This is a genomic window from Pseudoalteromonas sp. NZS100_1, assembly GCF_015864285.1.
Taxonomy (GTDB): Bacteria; Pseudomonadota; Gammaproteobacteria; order Enterobacterales; family Alteromonadaceae; genus Pseudoalteromonas; species Pseudoalteromonas arctica.
Window position 1 is genome coordinate 43,838 of the sequence record NZ_JADYXN010000006.1, and the last position, 25,748, is coordinate 69,585.

At 38.4% G+C, this 25,748-nt stretch carries 14 protein-coding genes and 1 tRNA gene; 7 read left to right on the plus strand and 8 right to left on the minus strand.

Features of this window, described 5'->3' with window-relative positions; all coding sequences use genetic code 11:
• The 5 genes from rfbB to I6F66_RS05905 all read right to left on the minus strand — a co-directional run bounded on the left by rfbB (position 1) and on the right by I6F66_RS05905 (position 6,963).
• Positions 1–1,104 (minus strand): dTDP-glucose 4,6-dehydratase, encoded by a 1,104-nt coding sequence (gene rfbB / locus I6F66_RS05885; RefSeq protein ID WP_197208921.1) that lies wholly within the window; start codon positions 1,102–1,104, stop codon positions 1–3.
• A gap of 41 nt (positions 1,105–1,145) precedes the next feature.
• Positions 1,146–2,105 (minus strand): Wzz/FepE/Etk N-terminal domain-containing protein, encoded by a 960-nt coding sequence (locus I6F66_RS05890; protein WP_197175740.1) that lies wholly within the window; start codon positions 2,103–2,105, stop codon positions 1,146–1,148.
• A 271-nt stretch (positions 2,106–2,376) separates the two neighbouring features.
• The gene (locus I6F66_RS05895) at positions 2,377–5,055 is read right to left on the minus strand and encodes an SLBB domain-containing protein (RefSeq protein WP_197208922.1); all 2,679 of its coding nucleotides are present in this window, start codon (positions 5,053–5,055) and stop codon (positions 2,377–2,379) included.
• Positions 5,056–5,177: 122 nt separating this feature from the next.
• Complete coding sequence (locus tag I6F66_RS05900; protein ID WP_197208923.1) at positions 5,178–5,960, minus strand: YdiY family protein; 783 nt, start codon at positions 5,958–5,960, stop codon at positions 5,178–5,180.
• A 184-nt stretch (positions 5,961–6,144) separates the two neighbouring features.
• Positions 6,145–6,963: a mechanosensitive ion channel family protein gene (locus tag I6F66_RS05905; RefSeq protein ID WP_007582322.1), complete on the minus strand. Its 819-nt coding sequence runs from the start codon at positions 6,961–6,963 to the stop codon at positions 6,145–6,147.
• Positions 6,964–7,248: 285 nt separating this feature from the next.
• On the opposite strand from I6F66_RS05905, the gene I6F66_RS05910 reads away from it, so the two are divergent.
• From I6F66_RS05910 to I6F66_RS05940, 7 genes are all read left to right on the plus strand, one after another.
• Positions 7,249–7,324, plus strand: a tRNA-His gene (locus I6F66_RS05910).
• A 320-nt stretch (positions 7,325–7,644) separates the two neighbouring features.
• Complete coding sequence (locus I6F66_RS05915) at positions 7,645–8,970, plus strand: surface lipoprotein assembly modifier (protein WP_024593751.1); 1,326 nt, start codon at positions 7,645–7,647, stop codon at positions 8,968–8,970.
• A gap of 12 nt (positions 8,971–8,982) precedes the next feature.
• The gene (locus I6F66_RS05920; protein WP_165728148.1) at positions 8,983–10,104 is read left to right on the plus strand and encodes a FecR domain-containing protein; all 1,122 of its coding nucleotides are present in this window, start codon (positions 8,983–8,985) and stop codon (positions 10,102–10,104) included.
• 39 nt (positions 10,105–10,143) lie between these two features.
• On the plus strand, positions 10,144–16,836 hold the full coding sequence (locus tag I6F66_RS05925) for an Ig-like domain-containing protein (protein ID WP_197208924.1): 6,693 nt from the start codon (positions 10,144–10,146) through the stop codon (positions 16,834–16,836).
• Positions 16,837–16,845: 9 nt separating this feature from the next.
• Positions 16,846–17,679 carry an MBL fold metallo-hydrolase gene (locus tag I6F66_RS05930; protein WP_197208925.1) on the plus strand — a complete coding sequence of 278 codons (834 nt, stop codon included), beginning with the start codon at positions 16,846–16,848 and terminating at the stop codon, positions 17,677–17,679.
• Between the two features lie 128 nt (positions 17,680–17,807).
• Positions 17,808–19,919 (plus strand): adenylate/guanylate cyclase domain-containing protein, encoded by a 2,112-nt coding sequence (locus I6F66_RS22800; protein WP_331458714.1) that lies wholly within the window; start codon positions 17,808–17,810, stop codon positions 19,917–19,919.
• Positions 19,891–21,552 (plus strand): HD domain-containing phosphohydrolase, encoded by a 1,662-nt coding sequence (locus tag I6F66_RS05940; RefSeq protein ID WP_007586383.1) that lies wholly within the window; start codon positions 19,891–19,893, stop codon positions 21,550–21,552. The genes I6F66_RS22800 and I6F66_RS05940 overlap by 29 nt, the downstream gene beginning before the upstream one ends.
• A 289-nt stretch (positions 21,553–21,841) precedes the next feature.
• On the opposite strand, the gene I6F66_RS05945 is transcribed toward I6F66_RS05940, so the two are convergent.
• The 3 genes from I6F66_RS05945 to hscA form a co-directional block, all read right to left on the minus strand.
• Positions 21,842–23,269: an NAD-dependent succinate-semialdehyde dehydrogenase gene (locus I6F66_RS05945; protein ID WP_197140439.1), complete on the minus strand. Its 1,428-nt coding sequence runs from the start codon at positions 23,267–23,269 to the stop codon at positions 21,842–21,844.
• A gap of 247 nt (positions 23,270–23,516) precedes the next feature.
• Positions 23,517–23,855 carry an ISC system 2Fe-2S type ferredoxin gene (fdx, locus tag I6F66_RS05950; protein WP_165735300.1) on the minus strand — a complete coding sequence of 113 codons (339 nt, stop codon included), beginning with the start codon at positions 23,853–23,855 and terminating at the stop codon, positions 23,517–23,519.
• An 11-nt stretch (positions 23,856–23,866) separates the two neighbouring features.
• On the minus strand, positions 23,867–25,729 hold the full coding sequence (hscA, locus tag I6F66_RS05955) for a Fe-S protein assembly chaperone HscA (RefSeq protein ID WP_165741392.1): 1,863 nt from the start codon (positions 25,727–25,729) through the stop codon (positions 23,867–23,869).
• Positions 25,730–25,748: the final 19 nt, after the last annotated feature.

The following is a 25,748-nucleotide window of genomic DNA, read 5'->3' on the forward strand; positions in this document are numbered from 1 at the left end:
CTAATTTCCTTTAGCTGTCATATTTATTTCGCCTAGGCGTTCACGCTGATATGAGCCATCTTGTACGTTTTGACACCATGTTTGATTATCTAAATACCATTGAACGGTTTTACGTAGGCCTGTTTCAAAGGTTTCGACCGGTGTCCAGTTTAGCTCTGCACTCATTTTTGATGAATCAATCGCATAACGTCTATCGTGACCAGGGCGATCTGCCACGTACGTTATCTGTTCTGAGTACGGGGAGTCCTTAGGCACTAAAGTATCTAGAATACTGCAAATACTTTTAACAACTTCAATGTTTTGCTTTTCGTTATGACCACCAATATTATATGTTTCACCAATTTTACCTTCAGTTACTACCCTATATAAAGCTCGAGCATGATCCTCAACGAATAACCAATCTCTAATCTGATCACCTTTTCCATAAATCGGTAGTTTTTTACCTTCAAGGGCATTAAGTATTACTAATGGTATTAATTTTTCAGGGAAATGATATGGCCCATAGTTATTTGAGCAATTGGTTACAACTGTAGGAAAGCCATACGTACGTAGCCATGCACGAACTAAGTGATCACTAGATGCCTTACTTGCTGAATAAGGACTGCTTGGTGCATAAGATGTTTGTTCAGTAAACAGAGGTAGCGCTTTACTCAACGCATTACCCGCTTGCTCATCTGGGTGAGGTAAATCACCATACACTTCATCAGTAGATATATGATGAAACCTAAAAGCGAGCTTTGCGCTATCTTCGAGTGAATTCCAGTACTCGCGAGCAGCTTCTAATAAAGTGTAAGTTCCTACAATATTGGTTTGGATGAATTCAGCGGGGCCTGTAATTGAGCGATCAACATGGCTCTCTGCAGCTAAATGCATTACAGCATCAGGCTTGTGCTCGGCAAACACACGGTCTAGGGCTACACGGTCACAAATATCAACTTGCTCAAATGCATAACGCTCATTACTATCAACTGATCTTAGTGACTCTAAATTACCTGCATAAGTCAGCTTATCGAGATTGATAACCAAATCTTGAGTATTATCTATTATATGTCGGATAACAGCAGAGCCAATAAACCCTGCACCACCTGTTATTAGTATTTTCAATTTAATTACCTTTAAAACGTTACTGCTCAAAGCGGATTATTTCAGTCTTCTTTTTTTAGAAAATACAAAGTTAAAACGCTAATTGTTGCCAAAATAAACCCTAGAATTGCCGCAAATATACAGATAAAAGCTCGTTTGGGGCCTGACTTAATTTCAGCGACGATTGCTGGATCTACTGTTTTAAATACGTATTCATCACGAACATTAGCGAACATAATCGTTTTTGCTTGCTCTTCTATAAGCTTGTATAAAATTGAACGTATATCTGCAATTTTTGTTTTATCTAACTGTTTAACTAGAAAATCTGTACTACGATTGGCTTCTGCTACATCTCGTTTTTTCATAACCGAATTGATGTCGGCAATTAACCAGTCTACCCACTGCTTGGCAACGACAGGGGAAACATGTTCAATTGAAATTGTAATCATCCCTGTATCTTTTAGAGTATTTATAGATACGACTTTGCTGAATGCTCTATATGCTTCTTGCATTGAAGGCTTTGGCTTGAAAGGTGCAGATATTTCACGAACCCACTTTTTTTGTTCTGCGAGATAAACATCTTCATTGTATAAAATATCATTAGTACTACTATTCCATGACTTTACTGCCATTAAATTGGGTAGGATATTATGATTTTGTATAAATTCGCTCGTAAATTGACGTGACTTCAAAACTTCAATTGCTAGCTGTGTTTTATTATCTGAGCCTGCACCCAAATTAATTCCAGCCAAGCTAGCCAAACCACCAAACTGCCCTGATAAGCCACCTAAGCCGCCAGACTCTTTCTGTTCTGCTGCAGTTAATAATGCTTCAGACTTATAAGTATCGGGTAAACTCAATGCATAAAATACAGCTATAAAAGTAAATAATATCGATGTGAAAATAATTATAAATTTACGCTTCCATAGTACTGATAATAACTCCTTTAAATTTATCTCTGCATCAAAGTCTTGCTCTAAATAGTTTAACTCGTTGTGATATTCTTTAATTTTATTACTCATGTAATTCTCTTATCAGCCAGTTTTCTGAGATATATGATTCAATTTTCAACAAAACATTGAATTTAAGTTTTTAGCTACAGATAACTGGGAAGATATGAAACTACAAAACTTAGTAATCTTAACTTATTAAAAATAAATACTCTTACGGAGTAAATAACTTAACTGAAGTAAACAACACAGTTAACTCAAGTTTCGATTTATATTTCTATCAATATTTTAGTCAAAATAAACGCAACAATAGTTTTACTCATTGCGTTTATTTATTTTCTTTTTATAAGCTACCAATAGCTGCCACTGCTACGCCTAGCTGATAAAGAATCTGCGTTGCAGTGCTCCAAAGCGTTAGCTTGTCCATGTGTCCTGCGTCCATTGGTATTACTATTGTGTCGCCTGGTTCTAACTGATCAGCATTATTTGCTGCAAACCAGCCACCTGTGTTTGGTATTTTCACTGAACCATTGGCTTTAATAATGTAAATTCTGTCTTCAGCGGCACGCTCTTTAAGGCCACCGCTCAAAGCAAGATAATCATCAACACTCACCCCAGTTTTGTATAGGTGCGATGTTGAGTAATTAACTTCACCAATTACGCTAATTGAATCACGCTTGCTTGGTACATAAAGTGTATCACCATCTTGTAATACTAAGTTTTGTTGGTTATTTACAATTAAAGGTAAATCAATTACTAAACGTCCTACGGCTTCAACACTCGCGAGGTCGTTTAACAGCTTGTTCATTTCTTCATATGAAAGTGTGCTACTGCTTACAGAGTTTTGGAAGCTCTTAGAAGCTATATCACGGCGAAGCTCTGTAGATAAACGTGCTAGTTGCTTTTGCTCTTGCTCTTTAATCGACGTACGGGTAAATACAGCTGCTTTTTGCTCTGCAAATTTTGAAAAGCCACCCGCACGTTCTAGCAATTCAGTAAGCGTTTCTCCTCGGCGTATGGTGTAAGTGCCCGGAAATTTAAGCTCGCCTTTTAATTCTACTTTTACATTTTCTTGCCAATTTGGAATTGCAAAAACGTTTATGCTGTCTTTACTTTGTAGCGTAATGTTACTTTGAAGATCGCCCTTCATGGCGCTTTCAAGGTCAAATCGTAAGTGTTCTATTTTAGAACCATCACTCGCTACTATTCGCGTAATTTCAGCTTGTTTTATGTATGCAGACTCCAGCAAGCCACCTGCTGCTGTTATTAAATCACTTACCTCACCACCAATCATTAGTGGATAAATACCTGGGAAAGTAACGTTTCCACTGATCTCCACAAGTTGCATAGCTTGCTGCACTGATGCTTGCTGCTTAAATTTAGCAATAATTGGCGCTAGTAAGTTATGGCGGCTAAATAATGCGTAATCTTCAGGTTTGAGTTCTTGGTCTTCTTCTTCTTTTGCTTTACGTTTAGAAATTTCAGCAATTGTTAGTATTTTATTGTCTTCAAGAACAAGCTCTTCGTCTTCTTGATTAACCCCAATATATTTTTCGAATTCTTTTTGCTCAAACTTATGCCACTGCTCTGCTTTTAGTTGCTGCTCTTGTTGCTCTTGACTAAGGGCCATATTTGCTAGTGCAGACAGCTCGGCTTCTTTTTCTTCAAAACGGCTAAATACAACAATTTTGTCATTAGCTTGAAGTTGTAAGTTATTTTCAGGATTTTTAATAATCGCTTGGGCAACGTCGAATTGGTGTGCTTCTATATCGCCGTTTATGTTTATTTCGCGGATTACGAGTCCGTAGCTTAAATCGGCTTGCGGTAGTAAGTCACCACGTACTGATTTAAGTACATCTGAAATGCGCTTGCCTTGGTGCCACTGATAATTACCTGGGCGCGCTACTGCACCAATTAAGCTAACTGAATTTTGATATTGCGAGCTAACTGAATTAAAGCGAATACGGTCGCCATCTTGTGGAATATAGTTAATTTGTGGTTTTGAAAAGTCTACCGAGAGTACTTCTTTACGATCGAAGTTAAAGCGCTCTACAATTGCACTTTTGGCATAGGCATTTGGCTTAAGACCTCCGGCCATTGCTAATAACTGCTTGGCAGACTCACCTTTTTTAAGTTCAAATATAGCTGGGCGTTTTACTGCCCCTTCAACTCTTACTTGAGCACCAACCGATGGAATAAATACAGCATCGCCCGATTTTAATACAATATCATTACTGCTATCGCCATTAATAAGTAAGTCGTAAAGGTCAAAATTTGCAACTACGTTACCAGCTCGTTTAACTTGAATGTTACGAAGAGAAGCAATATCAGATACACCACCGCTTACAAATAATGCATGCGAGACTGTTGTTAATGAAGAAACACTGTAGCTACCCGGCTTATACGCTTCTCCTAGCACTAAAATACGCATGCTACGAAGTTGACCAAGCGATATAAATGCTTTTACACCAATAACTTCCTGCTCTACTTTTACTTTTATTAGTTCTTTAATTTCAGCAAAGGTTAAACCTGCAACTTCTACAGGGCTTAAATCTGGAATACTAATACGTCCTTCACGATCAACTATTACTTCAAAACTGTCACTTTCTTTACCATAAAAGTTAATTTTTAATTGATCGCCAGGGCCTACAATATAAGTATCGGGTACTGCCGCATTTTCGCTTGGCATAAATGTAGTGGGTTCACCTGCAAACAACTCATAACCATATGGTTTTAATTCGTCTGCTTTTGGTTTGAAGCGCTCTTCATCTGTTAGCTTTTCTTTTTCTGGCTCTGCGCGCTCGCCAATACTGTTTTGTTGCTCTGTATTATTTTGATTATTGGATTGGTTTGTACCGGTGATTGTTGAAACATCAACACCATACTGTTTTGCTAGGGCTTCTTGCTGAGCTTTTGGCAGCTTTTTAAATTGCTCAATTTGAGATGCTGTTGGCGTAAAAGCCAAAGTACTAAAACTACAAAGTAGAATAAAAGCACTAATAAATTGTGTAAAAACTTTCACGAGTAGGTATATCCCTAGGTCTACAACCAAAATTGGTGGCTATAATACATTAATTTTGAGCAAATAAAAAAGGGACTTTCGTCCCTTTTGTCACTTTAGTGTCATTAACTTAGTTACATTGGTTAAAAACTGTAAACAAGAGTAAATGATGTTTCTGTGTCAGTGCTTTCTTTGTCGTCAGCAACATCTGAGTTGTTAGTGACATTAAAAGCGACTTTCATTTGTAATGAGCCGTTTATTTTTGCAAGCAATGCAGTTTCTGAACGAGTTTTAGTGTTTGTATCACCGTACTCTACAGCAACTAATTGAGTAAAACGTGCACTCTCAGAAATTTGCCAGTTGTAATCTAATTTACCTAAGGCAATTACTTCGCCTTCAAACTCACCAGCAAGAGAGTTACCGTTATCATCAATTTCAGAGCTGTCATCTGGGTATTCAAAATATTTATAACCAGGACCAACTTCGGCACTTAACCACATGGTTTTTTCGTTTAATAAACGTAGACCGTAACCTGCAGAAATTACTGACTCACTTCTATATGCTCCAAAATAATCTGAAACGTGTGAACCATAAATGAATAGATGAGAATGATCTTCATTTAATTTGTAATTGCCTTGCGCTGAAATCGAGTACTTTTCATTAGTGCGCTGCTTATTTTTGTCACCGTTCGCATCTTCAACTTCATCTTCTTTATAGATGCCGTCTAGTTTGTATTCGTTGTTCCAGTTTTCAAGGTTGTGCTGTACTTTAATACCACCTTTGAGTGTGGTCGTTTCTGTATTACCACTTGTGATAATAGCACCAAGTTCACTGGTAACTTCCCACGTTTTTTGATCTGCGTTTGCAGCGAATGCATTTGTTGCAGCAGATGCTGCAACTAAAACTGATAAAAGCTTTAATTTCATTAAAAAATAACCTTTGTATAAATGTATATCTATTTTATTAAAGCGTTACTTGTTAGAGCAAGCAAAACAGCTAAGTAATAATGTAAAAAATTTCATGCAGCAAATACTGCATGAAATTTTATGTCTATAGCCGTTTTATCACTACAACAATTAAAAATAACTTTAATCAAATAACTATTTAAAATTAGTCTTGCTTGTGTAAATGAACATCCATTTGTGGAAATGGGATTGCAATATTTGCATCATCTAATGCAATTTTAATATTTTCCATTAATGACCAGTAAGTAGGCCAGTAATCAGCAGCGTTAACCCAAGGGCGAACAACAAAGTTTACGCTAGAATCACCTAGCTCAGATACAGCTACTGTATAAGCTGGGTCTTTAAGTATGCGTGTTTCTGCATCTAATACAGATTTTAATACTTCTTTTGCTTGACGTAAATCAGCATCGTAACTAACACCAATAACTAAATCGATACGGCGAGTAGACTCACGCGAGAAGTTAGTAATAGCGCCTGACATTATTTGAGAGTTTGGTACGATGATTACTTTATTATCTGGTGTACGAAGTTCAGTTGAAAATATTTCGATTTTCTTAACAGTACCCATTTTATTACCTGCTTCAACAAAGTCACCAGATTTAAACGGACGAAGTAAAATAATTAGCACGCCTGATGCAAAATTAGATAGTGAACCTTGTAATGCTAAGCCAACAGCTAAGCCTGCAGCACCTAAAATAGCAATGAACGAAGTTGTTTCAATACCAATTTGCGAAAGTGCCATTAAAATAGTAACAGCAAATACAAGTGTGTACACAATGCTTGAAACAAACGACCCGACAGCTTTATCTACTTTCTTTTTAGCAAAACCTTTTTCAGTTAAGTTAGAACAAAACTTAGCGATACGACTACCAAGTAAAAAGATAACAAGCGCAACAACAGCTTGTATACCGTAGTGTAAGATTAGGCCTGAGTTATCGTTAAGCCAATTAAGTACTGAATCCATATTTACTCCAAATGTTTTTTATTAAGCGTTTTCCGAGCATTATTATACATTAATTTACAATTTATTCTCATGAAATAATGAATTAATACTATTAAATGTAAGTACATTCGATTTTTTAGAGGCAATTATGCGATAAAATGAAGCCTACTTTGGAAAGTTATTAACGACCAAATACTAATTATATTTGCCTGAAATAAATTATTTTAATTTATTTCACTTTTAGGCTTCACAACATTTATTATTTTATGTATTATGCGCGCCACACCAAACAAGGTGTGTGTAGTGGCGGTTGTAGCTCAGTTGGTAGAGCCCCGGATTGTGATTCCGGTTGTCGCGGGTTCAAGCCCCGTCAATCGCCCCACTTTTTCTCCTAGTAATACCCTTTATTTATATTTTAATAATCTCCCTAAATTATCTTTTTATATCCTATACAGCATATTTAACCTTTGTTATCCAAATTAATTACTATTTTAAGCTAAAGCAGTTTATCAGCAACCTCTTCTGTTTTAATAAGTTTAATTTGAAGATTTATTAAACAATTGTTTAGCCTAAATTAAATAACATTTATTTAACCAATGTGATTACATTGGCTGTACTTAAGTACAAAAAGTGCTAAATTTCTAGTACATACATCTCTTTTTATACAAAACATCAAACTTCTACTGGGATATAAAATTAAGCATGATTAAACAGGTTTTAAGAAATTTACTGTGTAGTTGTTTAGCTGTAATGAGCTTTAACTCATTGGCTCAAAGCAATGATGAATATAATAAGCTACTGATTGAACTTCAAAAATTAGTTTCTGAAAAAAAATATACTCAGGCTTATCAAAAAAGTAATAGTGAATACCAGTACCTGGGTGAACCCGTATACGATTTTTTACTAGGGGTCTCTGCGCTTAAAACAGGAAATGCGGCGCCAGCTGTATTTGCCTTTGAACGCGTGGTTGAAAACAACCCTAGATGGTATGAAGCTCGCTTGTACTTAGTTCGTGCTTATTTAACCGTTAATAATTTACCTGCTGCCGATACTCAAGCTTTAATACTGATTAACTCACCTAACACACCTAATAACATAAAGTCTTCAGCACAGTCGTTACTTGATACAACCACACTTAAAAAGCAAGAAGCGGGGCGTTCTTATAAGCAAAATATTGAGCTTGCCCTTGGCGTTGATGGCAACGTAAATGCGGGTACGGCAGAAAATACGATTATAATTCCTAATATTGGTGAGTTTTTGTTATCGCCAGAAAGTAAAAGTACGCAAGACAACTATGCGCGACTAAATTACAGAGGAAAGTACTCTCACCCTATAGATCAAAAAAGTTTAATAACTTTGAGTGTTAATACCGGGTGGTACAAGTTTGCAGAACTCAGCCAATACGATCGTATAAATGCGCATATTAATGCTGCCTATCAATATAAACAAAATGACATAAGTTGGTTTGCACAAGTATCGACGACTCCATTAATGCTTGATGGCGATCTTTATCGTACTGAATCAGCTTTAACGGCCGGAGCTAGTTATAAGCTGAATAAACAAGTTAATTTATTTAGCTCTGCGACTGCGGGTGTTTTAAACAATAGATTTGATGAAAAGCTCGATAACTCATTTTATGCGATAAATGCGGGTGCTAGCTACGCAACTCGAAATTGGTTTCAAAGCTTAAGCATTAACGCTAAAAATGAAGAAGCCGATATTACTGAAGGTGAATTTAATAGCCGTAATATTACGAGTTTTTACTACCAAGTGAACACTCAACTAGCTCAACATTGGCAGTTGTTATCTCTTGCTGGATACCAATGGATTAATTATAAAGATGATCACCCTTTATTTTTACAAGAACGTGCCGATAACCTCTTTATGTTCTCAACTTCTGTTCGCTACTTAGTTAATCGTGATTTAGCAATACAGTTGGCTGCCAACTATCAAGATAAATCCAGTAATATTTCTTTATTCGAATATGACCGTTTAGATATCAATTTAAGCGCTTCTTACTCATTTTAATTTAAGGTATTTATGAAACATTTACTCCCTGTAATTACCACTTTACTTTGTGTAAGTTTTTATACACAAGCAAATGATCCCGCTGGTAAAACTATTTTAGCGCGAGGCTCTGTACTAGCGGTTGATGGAAGCTCTGAACAACAACGGCAGTTGCAGCGCAGAGATACCGTTTTTGGTGTAGATCGCATTACGACTGGAGAGAAAAGCAAAGCGCAATTTTCAATGTCGGATGGTGGTTTAATCGCTTTAAAAGAAAATTCAGAACTAAATATTGCTAACTATGAATTTGATGATAATACCCAACAAGGTTCTGCTTCTATTGAGTTACTTAAAGGTGGTTTGCGCTCTATTTCGGGTGTGATTAAAAAAAATGGCGGCTCTTATAGTGTAAAAACCCCCGTTGGCTCTATTGGTATACGTGGAACACATTTTGAAGTTCAGCTCGTTGAAGGCAATGTGTTTTTAGCTGTATGGGATGGCGCAATAGATCTAACACTCGAAAATAATAGTGTGGTTTCTTTGGGTGATAACGAGGCATTTTCGTTTGCACAAATTACAGCCTCTGGTGAAGTATTAAAAACGACGCGTGCGGCACGTGTGTTTGATCAAAATATAGTAACGATCGACCCTAAAGATGACAACGAAGAAGAGACTGAACAAGCATCTGTAACTGAAGTTGAAGTAAATGCTTTTGAAGCAGATACAGATACTATGGATATATATTCTGAACAACAATTTCAAACAGTTAGCAGCGCATCTTTAGTCGATCAAATAGCTCAGCGCCAAGGTGTATTTAACTATGAAGCATCAAGCTTTAATGTAAATTCGAGTGTGGGTGCTGTTACTGACTTTGCTATGACTATGGCTGTTGATTTTGATAATGGCACAGTGCCTGATGGCGAAATTAGTTTTAATGACGCGGGCGGAAATTGGTATGCGGCTTACAGCGGTTTAATAAATTTAAGCGAACTTGACTTAGCCGTTACATTTGCATCCCATGGCAACAATAAAGCCGAGGGCGATGTTGATGCAATATTTTTGAATGACTTAGACAATATTACTGGCAACTTTAATCTTAACGAAATAAATAATCCTGATGTAAATGCTAGCGGTTCTTTTAAATTAGAACCATAAACACATTGGATACAAAGCTTTTATTATGGAGTATTTAAAATGACAGCAAAAAATATATTTTTGCTTGGTTCTATGGTGTTTTTGTTAAGTGCCTGTGGAGGCTCAGAAGAAAGCCCTGCTCAAGAGACAATACAATCACCTACGGCTGAAGTAGTACCGCCAACGGTGACTAGCTATATAAATTTGGCTGGTGTTATAGCGAGCAATCAAACCAAGAATACAAAAGTTTTAGGTGCTGTCACTTCAAGTAGAGGAGTAGTTGGATCAAGCATAGCTAATACACGCGCTAATATTGTTTTTTCACAAACAAACGAAACTGTGCAAGGCAACGTTTCTTTTTTACTTGAAGCTTCGGATACTGATGGCATTGCTGAAGTTAATTTAGTGCTCCCTAGTGTCAATAAAAGCATATCACTGTGTTCTTCTGATTGTGGTTTTGACTACGAAAAATCAATTATAGGCCTCAGCCCTGCACTTTATGGTGTAACTCCAGGAGAGATACGCCTAGAAATATGGATAACTGACACTTTAAATAATCAAGTCCTTGCTGATGCAATTACTTTTAACTGGCAACCATATCAAATTGAAGGTGTTACAGCTCAGCGAGACGAAGATAATATAAATCTTTCGTGGCAAGCTAACCCCGAACTTAATCGTTATAACGTTTATATTGCAACTCAAGCTGGAGTTTCATCTACTAATATTAATGAATTAGAAAACGGGCAACAATTTTTAAGTATTCAAGATACTGCATTAAGCATTACCGAGTCACTTACAGATAAAAGTTATCAAGTACTTATTACCGGTATTGATGGCAGTGGTGAAAGTGGCTTTGCTAATATAATAAACATAGCACCAGTGGGTGGAGAGCTTGCATTTGCACCAGAAGCTAATGCCGATCAGTTTCAGATAAATGAAGATCAAACTCTGCAAGGCAACGTTCTAACAAATGATACGAATCAATACAGTGGCGATTTGCGTGTAAATGCAGATGCATTAATTCTACCGCAGCATGGCACCATTGATATAAATGAAAATGGGGATTTTACTTATATCCCTATTGCAAACTTTAATGGTGAAGATGCCTTTAGCTATCAAGTTGCTAACGAGCTAGGTATGACAGATACCGCAGTTGTAGAGATAACCATTTTAGCTGTTAACGACGCCCCTATTGCGCTTGATAATACTTATAACATTACAAACAATGGAACCTTAGTTGTCCTATCGCCTGGCTTACTTATTAACGATAGCGATATTGATTTAGATAACTTAACTGTTGATACAACGCCTGTTAGCGAACCGACAAGAGGACAATTAACCCTTTTTGATAATGGTAGCTTTGAATACCAAGGCGAGCAGAACATGCAAGGCCAAGACAGCTTTCAGTATAGAGTTGTTGATGCACAAGGTGCTCAGGCTATTGCAAATGTAACTATTGTAAGCTCAAACACTAACGTAGCCCCTGTAACAAAAAATGATAGCTATAGTTTAAGCGAAGATGAAACACTTGTGGTTACAGCAGCCAATGGTGTGCTTAGTAACGATACTGACCCAAATAATGACAGTTTTTCAGTTGATGAAACATTTATTGTGGCACCAACACATGGCCAACTATTATTAGCAATTGATGGCAGCTTTAGTTATGTGCCGGATGCTAATTTTAATGGTGTTGATCAATTTCGATATCAAGCTATAGACTCATTAGGTGCAACCTCTACAGCCACAGTAACTTTAGTAATAAACAGCGAACCCGATAGCCCTGTCGCACAAAATGATGCCTATCAATTTAGCAAAAATAAACTATTTGAAGTAACAGTACAAAATGGCTTATTAATTAACGATTTTAATATTGAGGCTGGCGATTTATCAGTTAACACCACGGCAATCAATGCAACTCAAAATGGCGAGCTTACATTAAAAGTTGATGGCTCATTTACCTACCAGCCAGACTTAGGTTTTATTGGTGTAGATAGCTTTACTTATTCAATTTCAAATGAGCAAGGCTTAACTGCAACAGCTCAAGTAACATTAAGTGAAAGCGGCGTTAATACTTTTCCAGAAGCCAATAACGATCAATTTACGTTAGACGAAGACAGCTCTGCATCTTTATTAGACGTGCTAGCTAACGACACTGATGCAGATGGCGATACGATTAGTATTTCGAACATAGAAAATATTGCTGGAGAAGCGACTATTGTCGCCGGAAAAATACAGTTTACTCCACCAGCAAACTTTTCAGGTGAGATAGTACTAACTTACACCATTACGGATGGCTATAGTACTGGTAATGAAGGTATAAACGACAGAACAGCAAGTGTGACGATTACCGTGACACCCGTTAATGATGCCCCTACTGCAACTACTGATTCAGCAACGATGAACGAAGATGCTCCTGCGTTATTAGTTAACGTACTAGCTAACGACTCCGACATTGATGGCGATACTCTTACAATAACAGCTGCTACTGCAGATATAGGTTCTGCATCTGTTGTTGATAATAAAATCCAATACACGCCTGCTGCTAATACAAATGGAACAGCAATTATTAACTACACAATAAGTGATGGGAACGGCGGTACTGCAACTACAAACTTATCAATAATTATTGCTCCCGTAAACGATACTCCTATTGCAAACGCAGACTCAGCGACAGTAGATGAAGATGCAGCGCCAATACTAATAAACGTATTGGCAAATGACTCTGACGTGGATGGTGATAGCCTCACTATCAGTGCTGCCTCGGCAAATACTGGTTCAGTCGCAGTGGTTGGCAATCAAATTCAATATACACCGGCAGCCAACGACAACGGCGTAGCAACAGTTACTTATACTGTAAGCGATAGCAGCGGTGGTGCCAGTACAACAACGTTAACTATCACTATTACCTCCGTAAACGATGCTCCAATAGCAAACGCCGATTCAGCTACCATGGCTGAAGATGCAGCGCCAATACTAATAAACGTATTAGCCAATGACTCAGATGTAGATGGCGACAGCCTCACAATTAGTGCAACCTCAGCTGATATTGGCTCGGTCTCAGTAGTTGGCAATCAAATTCAATATACACCGGAGGCCGACAGCAATGGCTTAGCAATAGTTACTTATACCGTTAGTGATAATAATGGCGGAACAGGTAATACCACGGTCACTATTACTATAACTGCAGTGAACGATACACCTGTTGCCAATAACGATACTGCTACTATGGCTGAAGATGCAGCGCCAATACTGATAAACGTATTAGAAAATGACTCAGATGAAGACGGCGACAGCCTGGTGATCAGTGCAGTCTCAGCTGATATTGGCTCAGCCTCAGTAGTTGGTAATCAAATTCAATACACACCGGCAGCTGATAGCAATGGCTTAGCAACAGTTACTTATACCGTTAGTGATAATAATGGTGGAACAAATACTGCCACGGTCGCTATTACGATAACTGCCGTGAATGATGTACCTGTTGCCAATAACGATACCGCTACTATGGCTGAAAATGCAGCGCCAATACTGATAAACGTATTAGAAAATGACTCAGATGTAGATGGCGACAGCCTGGCGATCAGTGCAGCATCAGCTGATATTGGCTCAGTCTCAGTAGTTGGCAATCAAATTCAATACACACCAGCAGCCGATAGCAACGGCTTAGCAACAGTTACCTATACTGTTAGTGATAATAATGGTGGAACGAATACTGCCACGCTCGCTATTACGATAACTGCCGTGAATGATGCGCCTGTTGCCAATAACGATACCGCGACCATGGCTGAAGATGCAGCACCAATACTGATAAACGTATTAGCAAATGATACTGACTCTGATGGAGACAGCTTGGTAATCTCTTCAGCCTCAGCTGATATTGGCTCGGTCTCAGTAGTTGGCAATCAAATTCAATATACGCCTGAAGCCAATACCAATGGACTTGCCACGATAACTTATACGATTAGTGATAATAATGGCGGAACCAATACAGCCACAGTGGCCATTACCGTAACTGGTGTTAACGATGCACCTGTAGCATCGGTTCAAAGTTTTAGTATTAATGAAAATGCTACCGATGGCGACATCATAGGGACTGTTAGCGCGTCAGATATTGAGAACCAGACTTTAACTTATAGTTTAACTGGCGGTAACACTGCTTTATTTAAAATTAATAGTAGCTCTGGTGTTTTATCAACCGCAGGTGAAAGCCCATTTGATTTTGAAACAACTAATCAATATATCTTAAATGTCACTATAACTGATGATGGCACACCTAATGAAAGTTCAAACGTTAACATAACCGTTAATATTACTGATGAAATTGAGCTTCTTATTCCAACTGAAGATGTGACATTTGGCCGCCCGATTACAGGTGAGCTTGATCTTTCAAACATTTTTTCTGGAGGTGAGTTTAAAGACAGTATTGAGCTTAATGGCAACCTTTATTTTGTTGGTTTTGTTGATGGCGACGATAAAGATATTATTGTTGTGTCTTACACCAACGCTGGCATAACAAATAATGCTTTTAATAGTAATGGAATAAAAATATTAGATTTAGATGATGATGAAGAAGCCACAGCTATTATTTCTGACGGTACAGATCTCTTTATTGCTTATTCTAGTTTTGACGGCACAAATACTGAAGCCTGCTTATTGGAAATGAATACTGCTGGCGTTGTAAGTACTGACTCTGGTGAGAATGATTCAGGAGTTCGCTGTACTTCACAAGCGAGTACTCTTGTTATTAATGACCTTGAAATTGATGACGATAAGATACTGGCTGTAGGTAAACGCTTTGATGGCACTCAAAACGATAGTTTATGGATACATTATAAAAAATCAGATCTAGATTTTGAGAACTCTACTCCAGCTATTGTCGATGTTAGCGGCGCTAATCGAGATGATGAAGGCTTTGCAGTTAAGAACTTTGATGATTCCGATTACTTAGTGGTTGGGAGTGTTACCAATGCAGAGGGAACAAAAGACTCTCTACTTCGTTATTTAAAATCTGATGGCGATAATGACAATAGCTTCAATGGTGGCGCAGCACTAACAATTGATATATCTGATAATGATAAAGACGACGAACTTTTTGCTGTAGGCGGAGTTAGTGATTCTGAATTTACTGCTTTTGCAGGTGGTTACATAACTCGTAACAGTGGTGAAAAAGAAGCCGTGGTTTTGGCTATTGATAAAACGGGTACTCTTATAACGAGTTTTGGTGATGCTGGTATAGCAATTTATGATATTGATGGTAATGGTGGAAATGGTAATGGCGGCGCTAAAATTACAGGTATTAAACACGAGCCTAGTAACAATGGCATTAGTTTGTCGGGGACGACTGGCGTATCAGCCTCAGAAAAATTATTTTCAGCACGGATTAATAATGAAGGTACTTTAGATAGTGCCTATGGCACCTCCGGCATTAATATAATTGATGGTATAAGTGGTAAGCAATTTGCCAACACTTTAGCTATCGACTCTAATGACACTCTTTGGGTAGCTGGTGTTAATGATGATTCAAATACAAAACCGTTTATTGCAGCAATAGACAGTCAAGCCACATTATTTAGTAACTTTGAAACGAATGGTTACTTTACCCTTAATAATTTAGTAGATGCGACAAACGACGAATCAATGCACGTTTTACAACTTAGCAATGACCCTCATGCCGGTAAGTATATTCTTGCATCAACGGCTAAATCGGACTCAATTACTAAGTTAGTACTAACACGCTTTACGAGTGCGGGTGATATCGATACTAGCTTTAGCGAAAGTGGCCATAAAGAAATTGCCATAGATTTGAGTAAGTCGCGCGTCGCTTTAACCGAGCAAAGCGACGGCAATTTAGTTATTACAGGCTCTAAAAATAGTGAAAATGGTGAAGCGGGCTTTGTAGCTAAAGTTGATCAGTCTGGTAATTTAGACACTTCATTTGCAACAGACGGTGTATACACAACCTCTGTCAGTGGCGCAGAATTGGTAAACCTGACAGGTATTGCACTTGATAACAGCGGTAACATTATTACTGTTGGGTCAATCGTAATAAGTGGCACTCCTAGCCCAATCGTTATAATGTTGACGCCAGAAGGTACCCTTGAGCCTAACTTTGGCACTGGCGGAAGTATCATAGGCTCAGCTTTTGAGTACTATAACCGTGTACATACCGACAATGCGGATATTTTCATTGGCGGTAAGGCAGTATTAAGTGGCACTTCAAAGCTAATCGCATTGAAGTTAAGCTCAAATGGTACTGAAGTCTTTAAATATGTAGGTGAAGAAACCACAGATACCAACAATAAAATAGCGCAGATTTTAACTGACACAACGGGTAAGTTATATTTAATAGCAAACCTTATTGATTCGCCAAATAAAGCCAATGTTATTAGGTTGCTCGTTACGGGTGCGCTTGATACTAGCTTTGCCGTAAATGGTGTCGGTGAATATACTTTGGCGTCAAGCGGTAACACTGAGCTAAGTGGTGCAGCGCTCGATAGTAGCAATCAACTTATTTTAGCCGGCATGGCTAACAATAAAGGAATGTTAGCGCGTATTTTAACTGACGGTACTTTAGATAATACGTTTGGAGCCAGTGGTGCCGGATTTTATGAAGCAAGCCAATGTACCAGTACACATGTATTTACTTCAATCATCTTACAAAATGACACCCAAGTTGTTGTAAGCAGCACCTGTAATGACACTAACTCTAACAATGTTAGTATTTCTAAATTCAATTTTGTAGAAGATGGAGCTTAGCCTTAAATTATGAAAGTTGAATTTTTTGGTGTTAGAGGCTCAATGGCTTCAGCAGGAAGTAATACGCACATTTTTGGAGGAAATACCTCATGTGTGTACATTGAACAAAGTAACGGTAAAGATCTTATTTTAGACTCTGGTACCGGTATTGTAGAACTCGGTACACGTTTACTAGAAACACAAAGTCCTATCAATATTTTGCTAACGCATAACCATTGGGACCATATTCAAGGGTTTCCTTTTTTTAAACCTATTTACCAACCTAACCGCGATATAACTATTACTGTGGGTAACGTTGATGATAAAAAAAGTGAAGATGCCATATTAAAGCAAATGAGTGGTTCGTACTTTCCGGTGTGTTATCAAGATTTACCTGCCAGCATTACGCTTAATACTGATTTATCGTCTCAAAAGCAATTTACACTTAATGGTTTTTTGGTTTCGACTGCTCCACTAAATCACCCTGGTGGTGGTACTGCTTATTGTATTAAAGCAGATGAAAAAAAGGTGGCTTACGTTACCGACAATGAGCTAAATCCGCCAGAAAAAGCAAACACAAGTATTAGCGAATGGGTCAACTTTATTGAAGGCGCTGATTTACTAATTCATGATGCTCAATTTATAGATGCAGACTTGCCTCTTAAACATGGTTGGGGGCATAGCACCATAGATCAGGTGGCTGAGCTTGCTATAAAAGCGAGTATTAAAAATGTGGTTATTATTAGCCACGATCCATCAAGAACCGATGAACAGTTATTAGCTATAGAAAAATATTTACACACGCAGTACGCTCAACAGGTAAAAATAGAATGCGGCCGAGAAGGACGAGTTTTTGATTTTTAGTCTATCAAGGAGCGTTACTCATTAGCTCCTTAAAACCAATTACTTCAAAGCACTTTTTCATTGGCGCTGTTATTACATTATTAATTGCATCAATAGAGCTATTTTCAACTGGGTCGCTTGCAAAGTTAGTGAACCGCGTAGAAGGTATAATATACGACTCTCGTTTATTACTAACGCTTTCAGAGACGCCTAGGCGTATTGATGAAACCGTTGTAATAATTGATATCGATGAAAAGAGCATGCAAGAACAAGGACGCTTTCCTTGGAGTCGATCAAAAGTAGCCGACCTTGTTACAAAGCTTACTGATGCAGGTGTTATTGTTATTGCATTCGATATATTTTTTTCTGAACAGGAAGAAAACCCTGTTACAAAAATTATGTCTGAAATTCCTGATTTATCAAAAAAGTACACCATCCCCTTTGCTGAAATTACTAAACAAGTCGATGCAGACACAAAACTAGCAAGCGCATTATCTAAAAATGATACTGTTCTTGGTTTTTTATTAATTGATGAACAACTCACTAATCAAAACTTGCCAGCTAAAAGCAGTGTTATATGGGCAAATGCGGATCATACTAATTCACAAATAAACCAGTTTCCTGGTGCTATTGTAAATATTCCACAGTTACAAAATGCTACAACGGGTACCGGTTTTATCAATGCACATAGCGATGAAGATGGTTTTATACGTAAAGCAGCTCTTATAAATCGAGTTGGCAATAAGCTTTATCCTTCTTTAGCACTTGAAGTTGCTCGACTTTATACCCTTGCTGAAAACATAGAAACCCGTTCCAATAGGTTAGATGGTATAACCTTATTCGAAGGTATAAAATTTCAAGATAAGTGGATTCAAACTGATGAGTATGGGCAAATATTAATTCCTTACAAAGGGCGTGCGCATAGCTTCCCTTATTATTCGGCTACCGATATTTTGACCAAAAAAATTGGTTTAGAGGAATTAGAAGGCACAGTAGCCTTTATTGGCACATCGGCAATTGGACTCGCTGATTTAAGATCAACACCTGTTGGTTTGCAATACCCTGGTGTGGAGGTTCATGCCAATATATTTGAAGGATTAATGCACCCAGAGCTACTGCCATCTAAACCTAATTGGTCACTGGGAGCAAGCTTACTCATCATTACATTAACGGGTAGCGTACTGTCGTTTTTTAGCCACGGTAAGAGCGCACGTTTTATTATTGTTTTGTCTCTTACAGTCACAAGTGTCGTTATATTTTTAAACGTTTATTTATGGTCAGTGCAAAAAATTAGTTTACCTTTATTAATGCCTCTTTTACTCATCATTATATTAGCGGGTTATTACATCATTGTTGGTTCTATCGCTGAAATGAAACATAGCCGAAAAATAAAATCTATGTTTGACCAATATATGCCTCCTGAGCGTATAAATCAGATGATACTACAGGGCAAAAGTTTATCTCAAAAAAGTGAGCGAAAAAATATGACGGTGTTGTTTGCCGACATTCGTAGTTTCACTTCAGTATCAGAAAGTATGTCGCCCCATCAGTTAAGTGAATACTTAAACGAATATCTTACGGCTATTACCAAAATCATATTTGATCATAACGGAACTATTGATAAGTACGTAGGCGATATGGTGATGGCATTTTGGAATGCTCCACTAATAGATGAAAACCACGCTCGCCATGGTGTTGAAGCCGCTATGGGTATGATTAACGGGTTAACGCAAGTAAATCAGTTATTTGCAGAAAACAATCAGCCTGCAATAAAAATTGGTATCGGTTTAAGTACTGGCGATATGAATGTAGGTGATATGGGTTCGGTTTACCGTAAAGCCTATACAGTTCTTGGTGATACTGTTAATTTAGGTGCTAGAGTAGAAAGCTTGACCAAATTTTATGGCGTAGCTATTCTTGTTACAGAAGAAACGATGAACGAATGCCCTCATATTTCATTTCGTTTAATAGATAAAGTACAAGTTGTCGGAAAAACAACGGCTATACAGTTGTTTGAGCCTATAAATTTTACAGATAAGCTCGATGAAGAACAGTTAAATGAAGTTAAAAAATCACAGCAGGCCATGACGCTTTTTTATAATAAAAACTGGCCACAAGCGCTTAGCTTATTTAAAGAACTACACAGCACGACCGTATTTAGCTCTGACGTTTATACCATTTTTATCGAACGTATTAAGGGCACTGATTTGCAAACACTAGCTAAGGATTGGAATGGTGCCTTCAAACATACTAAAAAGTAGTAAACATATGCGACAGCACATTAAAGACAAAACAAACCTTCAGCATTTTATCGATATTAGTATTAGGCTAACAACAGAAAAAAACTCGTCTAAGTTACTTGATGAAATACTGCAAGTTGTGATGTCGATAGCAAATTCTGATGCTGGCAGCATTTACTCTATTACCCCAAACAAACAACTCAAGTTTGAAACGGTAATAAATAAGTCATTAAATCTTTATTTAGGTGGCACTTTAGGGAGCCCTGTAGATTTTCCTAATATAGATCTTTTTATTGATGGCAAACCAAACGAAACAGCTATTGTTGCCCACTCTGCAAATTCTGGCGAAGTGATTAACATTCCTGACGTGTATGATGCCCTGCCCTTTGATATGAGCGCAGCTCGCAAAATGGACGCACGCACGGGTTATCGTTCTGAGTCCATGCTAACAATTCCTTTAAAAGATCATGAAGATGACATTATTGGTGTAATCCAGCTTATAAATGTAAAAGATGCGCAAAATAAAAACATTCCTTTTAGTGAAGAGCTTGTCACTCTAATTCGATCTTTTGCCTCTTTAGGCGCTATTTCACTAACTAACTCAACACTAATTAAGGGAATGGAAGATCTTTTTTCAACCTTTGCTGAAACAATTGCGATGGCAATAGATGAAAAGTCTCCTCATACCGGTGGCCATTGTAAACGAGTGCCAGCACTCACGTTAATGCTAGCTGATGCCGTACATGATATAAATAAAGGCCCTTTGGCTTCATTTTCGATGAGTGAGGCCGACCGGCATGAACTTGATATAGCAGGCTGGTTACATGACTGTGGGAAAATCGCGACTCCCGATCACATTATGGAAAAGTCGACAAAACTAGAAACTATTTTTGATCGAATAAAATATGTAGATGCTAAATTTGAAATAATTAGCCGAGATTTAAAAATAGCGTATCAGCAAAAAATCATCTGTGCGATGAAGCTGCAAAAACCTATCGAGGTTCAACAATTTGAACGCCTACTTGATACCGAGCTTAAACAGTTGGCATTAGACCGTGCATTATTACAGCGTGTGAATGTAGGGGGCGAGTTTTTAGGTGATGCAGAACTTGAGCACATTGAACGCATTGCAAACAAATACCAACTCGTTATAAATGATATTAATACACCATTGCTCTCAGCTGATGAAGTTGAAAACTTAACAATACGAAGAGGCACGTTAACCGAAGCCGAACGTGAAGTAATGAAACGTCATATGGATGTAACTAAAAATATTTTAGATGCCCTGCCGTTCCCTAAACACTTAAGCAATGTGACTGAATATGCTTTAGGTCATCATGAAAAACTTGACGGTACTGGTTACCCAAGAGGTTTAACCAAAGAGCAAATGTCGGTGCCTGCAAGGTTAATGGCTATTACGGATATTTTTGAAGCGCTATCTGCAGTAGACAGGCCCTACAAAAAAGCAAAACCGGTCAGTGAGTGTTTATTTATTTTAGGGTCAATGGTTGCTAAAAACCATCTTGATGCTGACATTTTTGCTATTTTTATTGAGTCGCAAGTCTATAAAAATTATATCAATGAATATGCTAACCCAGAGCAGCTAGATGAGGTAGATTTTGATAACTTACCCGGTTACACACCTATAAGTTAGCACCTATAAAGCCATGCCTTTATTCAAAATACGCTTATTACAGCCTATACCTATCCAAACAAAAAAATGCCACCTTACGGTGGCATTTACACACGGGGTTATTTCTACTTATAGAAATCCTTTTACTTTTTATTTGTTTTTTTATGTTGTTTTATTAACAAAAAATATGTTCCCAAAGGTAGCATTTAGCGCTTTGGGTAGCAACAGTAAAAGGTAAAGTTCATATATCTGCCATATTAACGTCATAAAAAAGCGCGAAGTAAATTCGCGCTCGTATACTTAACTGCCGTTATATTTTAATACACACGTATTTTTCTTCTAGGTACTCATCCAGCCCTTGATGCCCACCTTCTCGGCCCAAACCAGATTGTTTAACGCCACCGAAAGGCGCTACTGGGTTTGATATAACACCTTCATTTACACCTACCATACCAAATTCAAGCCCTTCACTAATTCGGTAAATTTGCTTAATATTTTGGCTATAAAAATAGGCTGCTAGACCAAATGGTACATCGTTAGCAAGTGCAAGCACTTCACTTTCTTCATCAAAAGGAATAACCGTTAATACTGGACCAAATACTTCTTCGTGGTAAATATCCATGTCAGTAGTTACGTTGTTTACTATTAATGGGTTTTGAAAGCTGCCACCTAAGTCACTATTATCGCCAATCAACGTAGCACCTTTATCGAGTGCGTCTTGTACTAACTGTTGTACTTTCTCTTTGGCTTTAGGGTAAATGAGTGGGCCAATATCAACATCGTCTTCAAAACCATTTGCCACTTTTAACGCTGCAACCTTAGGCGTGATTTTTGACAGTACTTTGTCGAGAATATTACGCTGTATAAAGATACGGTTTGCAGCAACACATGCCTGCCCACTATTTCTAAATTTAGCCGCCATTAGCCCTTCTACAGCTTCATCTAAATCTGCATTATCAAAAATGATAAAAGGCGCATTGCCGCCAAGCTCCATCGAGGTGCGTTTAATTGTGTCTGCACATTGAGATAGCAACTGCTTACCTACACCGGTAGAGCCGGTAAATGTAAACTTACGCACGACTTCTGAATCAGTCAGCATTTTACCTACTGTTTTGGCATCTTGTGAAACCAGTACATTAAATGCACCTTTAACAAAACCAGCTTGATCGGCCAAATAAGCAAGTGCGATAGCACATAGTGGCGTATGTTCAGAAGGTTTAAGTATAAAGCTACAGCCCGCAGCGTAAGCTGGAGCTACTTTACGAGTAACCATAGCAACAGGGAAGTTCCAAGGCGTTATACCAGCTACAACACCGATAGGCTGCTTAAAGCTAGTTAAACGATGTGAGTCATCAGTTGGCGGAATCACGTCACCGTAACTACGCTTGGCTTCCTCAGCAAACCATTTGATAAAACCTGCACCGTAATCAATTTCACCAAGGGATTCTTTAAGTGGCTTACCTTGCTCTTTGGTCATAAGCTCTGCAAGTGTTTGTTTGTGTTTTATAACTAGCTCATACCAGCGCATCAACGTTTCGCTTCGCTCGGTGGCATTCGTCGCTTTTAATTTAACAAAAGCCCCTTGAGCTGCAGCTATTGCGCTATTTACACCCTGCTCGTCAATATCGCTTACATCAACAATACTTTTTTCGGTCGCGGGATCGTTAACGCTAAAGTGCGTATCAGTCTTATAAAATTCGCCGTTAATAAATGAGTCTGAGAAAATAAGATTACTCAAAATAAACCTCCGAAATAGATTTTAGGGATTGGGTTGAACTCTTAGCAGCGGGTTTACCCCGCGTTTATATAATCTGAAAAACACGTGATCATTTTGATGTTCAAGTTTGAGATTAGAAAAATTTAACTTAAAACGTTTGAGATTTAAAACGCGACATAAAGTCGCTGCTACGTGTTTATGAATGCTTTTTTGAAACAAAAAAGCCGCTGTATCAAACAGCGGCTTTTAATATATACATCGTTAAAAACTAGTGCTCTTCATTAACGATATTGAGATTGTACTTAGGTATTTCAACCACTAAGTCTTCATCTCTTATAATTGCTTGGCAACCAAGGCGTGACTCAGGCTCTAAACCCCATGCTTTATCTAGCATGTCATCTTCTAGCTCATCACTCTCTTGTAGTGAATCAAATCCTTCACGAATCACTAAATGACACGTAGTACATGCACACGACTTTTCGCAGGCATGTGCAATACTAATGCCATTTTTAAGTGCAGCGTCGAGTACTGTTTGGCCTGCAGGGGCTTCAATTGCAGCGCCGTCAGGACATAATTCAGGATGTGGAAGAAAAACAATTTGTGGCATTCTAATCTCTCTTAAATGTTGTCTACTGACTGCCCTGTAAGGGCCTTTTTAATTGATGCATCCATTCTACGCGATGCAAAGTCGCTACTCGCATTATCGACTTTTTCGATAGCTGCTTTAATTTCGCCAGGCTCTTGTGCATTTTCGCGCACTTTTACCAGTTCTGCAATTTCAGCGCGTAAGTTAGCAAGTTGCATATCGTCAAGTAATGCAGCATCGGCTGCAAGTGATGCATTAAGCGCTTCTATTACGCGTAACGCTTCTACTTGTTGCTCTTTAAGCATACGTGCTTGCATGTCGCCTTTAGCGTTGCTCATTGACTCTTTTAGCATGTTAGCTACTTGGTCGTCAGATAAACCAAACGAAGGCTTAACTTGAATTTCAGCTTGTACGCCTGTTGATTTTTCCATAGCTGAAACACTTAATAGGCCATCAGCATCAACTTTAAAGGTTACACGAATATGCGCAGCACCTGCCGCCATTGGTGGAATACCTTTTAAGCTAAACTTAGCAAGCGATCGACAATCATCAACAAGCTCACGCTCACCTTGCAGCACATGTAATGACATAGCTGTTTGGCCGTCTTTAAACGTCGTAAATTCTTGCGCGCGTGCTACCGGAATTGTTGTATTACGCGGAATGATTTTTTCAACCAAACCACCCATAGTTTCAAGGCCTAGCGATAACGGTAATACATCAAGCAATAGCATGTCAGAATCGGGCTTATTGCCAATTAACACGTCGGCTTGAAGCGCAGCACCTAGGGCTACAACACGATCAGGGTCGATTGAAGTTAGCGGCTCTTTATCAAAAAAGCTTTGTACTTGGCTACGTACCAGTGGCATACGGGTTGAACCGCCTACCATAATAACTTGCAGTACTTCGTCGTTTTCTATGCCAGCATCTTTTACAGCACGACGACACGAACGCAGTGTTTTTTTAACGAGAGGCATAGCCATTTCATCAAACGTTTCGCGTGTTACTTCTACTGTGTATTTTTGATCGTCAAACTCAAGACCCACGTTTACTTTAGCGTATTGGCTTAATGCTTCTTTACACGCTTTTGCTTTATTGATGAATAAACGTAAAACTGAAGGTGACAACGCTGACACACCAGTTTGCTGCTTAAAGTAATCAACAAGTAGTGAGTCAAAGTCATCACCACCGAGACTTGAGTCGCCGCCAGTTGCCATTACTTCAAACACACCTTGGTGTAATCTAAGTACTGATATATCAAATGTACCACCGCCTAAATCGTAAACAGCAATAATACCTTCTTGGCCAGAATCTAAACCATAAGCAACGGCTGCTGCTGTTGGCTCATTTAATAAACGTAGTACGTTAATACCAGCAAGTTCTGCGGCATCTTTAGTACTTTGGCGCTGTGCGTCATCAAAGTACGCTGGTACTGTGATTACAGCACCTAAAATCTCTTGATTACCAAAACTTTGCTCAGCTCGTGCTTTTAATGCAGCTAAAATATGGCTTGATGCTTTAATTGGACTGATTTTACCTGCCGCAGTTTCTATTGCTAGTGCACCATTGTGCTCACAAAATTCATACGGTAGCTGGCCATAACTTTGCTCTATTTCAGCCTGAGTTTTACCTAAAAAACGCTTAACCGAAATAAGCGTGTTGGCAGGGTCTTGCGTTGCTGCTTTTGCAGCTTCTGCGCCAACAGTAATACCGCCTGCTTGATAACGAACAACCGACGGTAACATAGCCGCGCCAAGATCATCAGTTAACGTGCGGGCTTCGCCACTTTGTACTGTTGCAACTAATGAGTTAGTTGTACCAAGATCAATACCAATAGCTAGTTTATGTTCGTGTGGTGCCGCGCTCTGCCCCGGCTCAGCAATTTGCAATAATGCCATAATGCTCTTTAAACTCGTG